We start from the raw sequence: 3,409 nt of genomic DNA, 5'->3' as shown, positions 1-3,409 counted from the left end.
TTCAGGAGCACTTGATGCTTGGCAAAGTGGGCTTCATCCAGAGGATTTTGAAAGAGCTAATAAAGATTTAAACGATGCACTTGCTGGAGTTAGAGACTTTAATTCGGTTTTTAGAATCATCTGGCCAGATAATTCAATTCATTTTATAGAAGGTAACGCAATTGTTTCTAGAGATAGTAAAGGCAATGCTATACGAATGATTGGTAGTAATATAGATGTTACTGACGAACAAAATGCAAAAATAGAAATTTTAACCGCAAAGGAACAAATAGAAATTAGTGAAGCTAAATTTAAATCGTATACAGAAAAGTCTCCTCTTGCCATTTATACAACTAAAATAGATGGAGATTGCAACTATGTAAATGAAACTTGGCTTGATATGGCAGGCATGAGTCAGGAAGATGCTTTAGGAAAAGGATGGTTAAATGCTCTGCATCCAGATGATCTTCAACATATTAAGGATAATTGGTACAAATTTATTCAAACTAATGATAATTGGAGGTTTGAATATCGATTTTTAAATAAAAAAAATAATGAAATATTTTGGGTAGAAGGTACAGCTAAAAAAATGTTTAATGATAAAAATGAATTTATCGGATACCTTGGAACGAATGTAAATATTACAGAAAGAAAAGAGGCAGAAGAACTTTATCGTTTATTGGCAGAAAATACCAATGATATCATTACTTTACAAGACACCGGTAACAGACTCAAATACATCAGTCCTTCAGTAGAAAATTTATTAGGTTATAAACCAAAAGAACTCTTAAAAAACCATTTTGATGATTTGATTCATAAAGATGATGTACCCAATGTAAAAGAAGCAGTTAAAAGACATATTTTAAATGGCAAAAACTTACATGCACTAACCTTTAGAGCACGTCATAAAAAAGGACACTATATTTGGTTAGAAAAATCAGTATCTCCTATCATAGAAAAAAATGAAGTAGTTGCTTTAGTAGCTTCTAATAGAGATGTTACTGAATGGATATTGGCAAAAAAAGAAATTGAAAATTATCAATCTTCTCTTCAAAGGTTGTCTCAAGAAATTTCTTTAGTAGAAGAAAAACAAAAAAAGGAAATAGCAGCTAATATTCATGATCATTTAAGTCAATCGCTAGTTATTTCACGAATGCGAATTGTAGAATTAGAGAAAAAAGTAGCACTTAAAAATGTAAAAGAAGACTTGGAGTTTATTAAAAACCATATTTCGGAAGCATTAGAAAATAGCCGCAAAATAACCTACGAATTATCTCCACCTGTGTTATACCAACTAGGTATTATAGATGCATTAGAATGGTATGCAGATGCAATAGAAGAAAAGTACACTATTCAATTTAAATTTAATAGTAATGTTGATACTGTTAACCTTAGTGAGTTTAAATCTATCTTATTATTTAGATGTGTACAAGAGGCTGTTACAAATACCATAAAATATGCAGAAGCATCTTTAATTACTTTAGATATAATAAAAGATAAAAAAACCATTATAGTTGAACTATCAGACAATGGTAAAGGTTTTAATACGGCCAAAATTAATAACAATGTAAACTCAAATTCTGGGTTTGGTTTGTTTGCGGTTAAAGAACGAATTAGAAATATGAATGGAGAGTTTGAAATTATTTCTGAGAGAAATATTGGCACAAAAATTAAATTTTTTGTACCTTTAAAGTAATGAGTTCTCCCCAAAATGTAAATATTATGTTAGTTGACGACCATCAAATACTACGAGATGGTTTAAAAAACATTATACAACAAAAAGCTAATTTTAAGATAATTGGAGAAGCGTCAAATGGTAGAGACGCTATTAAATTATGTGCTAAATTAAACCCAGATGTTGTTGTTACAGATATTGCTATGGAGGGTTTAAATGGTATAGAAGCTGCAAAACAAATTACAAAAGCGCAACCAGAAATTAAAATAATTGGGCTTTCTATGCATGCTAATAAGAAATTTATACAAGGCATGTTTAAAGCAGGTGGCTATGGGTATTTGTTAAAAGATGGAGATTCAGAAGAATTAATTACCGCAATTACCACAGTAATGCAAAACAGAAAATACCTCTCCAAAAACATAAACCCAGACTATCTTAAACTTTTACATGATAAGTCAGATCAAAAAAAATTAAGTTCTAGAGAAATTGAAGTTTTGCAATTGATAGCCGAAGGAAATTCATCTAAAAAAATAGGTGAGTTGTTGTTTCTTAGTTCAAAAACTGTAGATGTTCATAGAAATAATTTAATGAAAAAATTAGATTTACATACGATTCCAGAATTAACAAAATATGCAATTAGAGAAGGTTTAACCTCTTTATAGATTGTTTTTTATGAACACTTTTTTTATTAATAATCATAAAAATCTGTAAATTAGATAAATAAGAATTATGCTTATGTCAAAAGTTAATTTTTTTTATTACTTTTGATTGTTATGCACGTTAAACAAAAAAAAAATCTATTATTAATCGAAGACGACTTTCATATTGGTGAGAAGTTATATAAAAGTGCACAAGACTTAGAGGTTATAAAAAAAGCTAATCTTTGTAATAATTTACAAGATGGAATGACGGAATTAACCAAAAAAGACTATGATATTATTATTCTCGATTTAAGTTTGCCCGATGGTAATGGTATAGAATTACTAAAATGGCTCAAAGAAAAACAGATAAAAGTTGATGTCTTCGTTTTTTCTATGAATATCGAATTAAAAAAAATATGCCTAAAAAACGGTGCAAAGAAATTTTATGATAAATCAAGAGATTTTGAGCTATTAATTAGCAATATTGCAAACGCTGATTAAAGAAATCTTTTTTAAAAAAAATCAATTACAAAAAAGACCAAACATAACTAGTTATGTTTGGTCTTTTTATTTAAAAATAGTTTTTTAACTTAAAAACAAAATATAAGCTAAATTTATGGGGGGAAAAATTTAGCTTATATTATAAGTTAGGTTGTTAAATATATATTATTAGGGGAATATTTTAGATATTAATGGGGGAACATATAAATAACATTACAAATGTAAAATAGAACCAAAAACCTTGAAATAAGCAAAATACCTAAAATAATAATTTAAAGTAGTTTCAGTCTCTTCATTGCTTTAAGCTTAGATTTTTTTTTGAATTAAATCATCTATTTAATCTCCATCATAATATTTGTTGTAATTTTTTTAAATTACAACAAATCTCTCAACCTCTTAGCTGCTTGTTCTGCGGTAATATCTCTTTGTGGTGTACCAAACATTTCATAACCTACCATAAACTTCTTTACAGTTGCACTTCTTAATAAAGGCGGATAAAAACTCATATGAAAATGCCAATGACTATTATCTAAACCATTTGTGGGTGCTTGATGTATACCAGAAGAATAAGGAAAAGAACATTCAAATAAAGCATCGTACGTCTTTGTAAGCA

The 3,409-nt window shown here is 28.3% G+C and carries 4 protein-coding genes; 3 read left to right on the top strand and 1 reads right to left on the bottom strand.

Translation table 11 applies throughout. The annotated features are described in order from the left end of the window. The 3 genes from ACTG3S_RS12935 to ACTG3S_RS12925 form a co-directional block, all read left to right on the top strand. On the top strand, positions 1-1,675 hold a 1,675-nt coding region (locus ACTG3S_RS12935), incomplete at its 5' end, for a PAS domain-containing protein (protein WP_439129758.1). Further along, positions 1,675-2,316, top strand: a complete 642-nt coding sequence (locus tag ACTG3S_RS12930) for a response regulator (RefSeq protein WP_439129757.1) — start codon at positions 1,675-1,677, stop codon at positions 2,314-2,316. The genes ACTG3S_RS12935 and ACTG3S_RS12930, both read left to right, overlap by 1 nt. 111 nt (positions 2,317-2,427) lie before the next feature. Next, positions 2,428-2,796, top strand: coding sequence for a response regulator (locus ACTG3S_RS12925; protein ID WP_439129756.1), 369 nt, complete (start codon positions 2,428-2,430; stop codon positions 2,794-2,796). Positions 2,797-3,170: 374 nt separating this feature from the next. Here the strand turns inward: ACTG3S_RS12925 and galT are convergent. Then, positions 3,171-3,409 (bottom strand): galactose-1-phosphate uridylyltransferase (galT, locus tag ACTG3S_RS12920; RefSeq protein ID WP_439129755.1); only part of this gene is annotated, 239 nt, incomplete at its 5' end.

Source organism: Polaribacter sp., from assembly GCF_965656025.1.
Taxonomy (GTDB): domain Bacteria; phylum Bacteroidota; class Bacteroidia; order Flavobacteriales; family Flavobacteriaceae; genus Polaribacter.
Note: the sequence above shows the minus strand (reverse complement) of the source record. Positions and strands in the feature narration are given on the sequence as shown.

Bases quoted from the DNA above. Each gene is read 5' to 3' on its own strand.
- ACTG3S_RS12930 (WP_439129757.1), top strand. From the start codon at position 1,675: ATGAGTTCTCCCCAAAATGTAAATATTATGTTAGTTGACGACCATCAA.
- ACTG3S_RS12925 (WP_439129756.1), top strand. From the start codon at position 2,428: ATGCACGTTAAACAAAAAAAAAATCTATTATTAATCGAAGACGACTTT.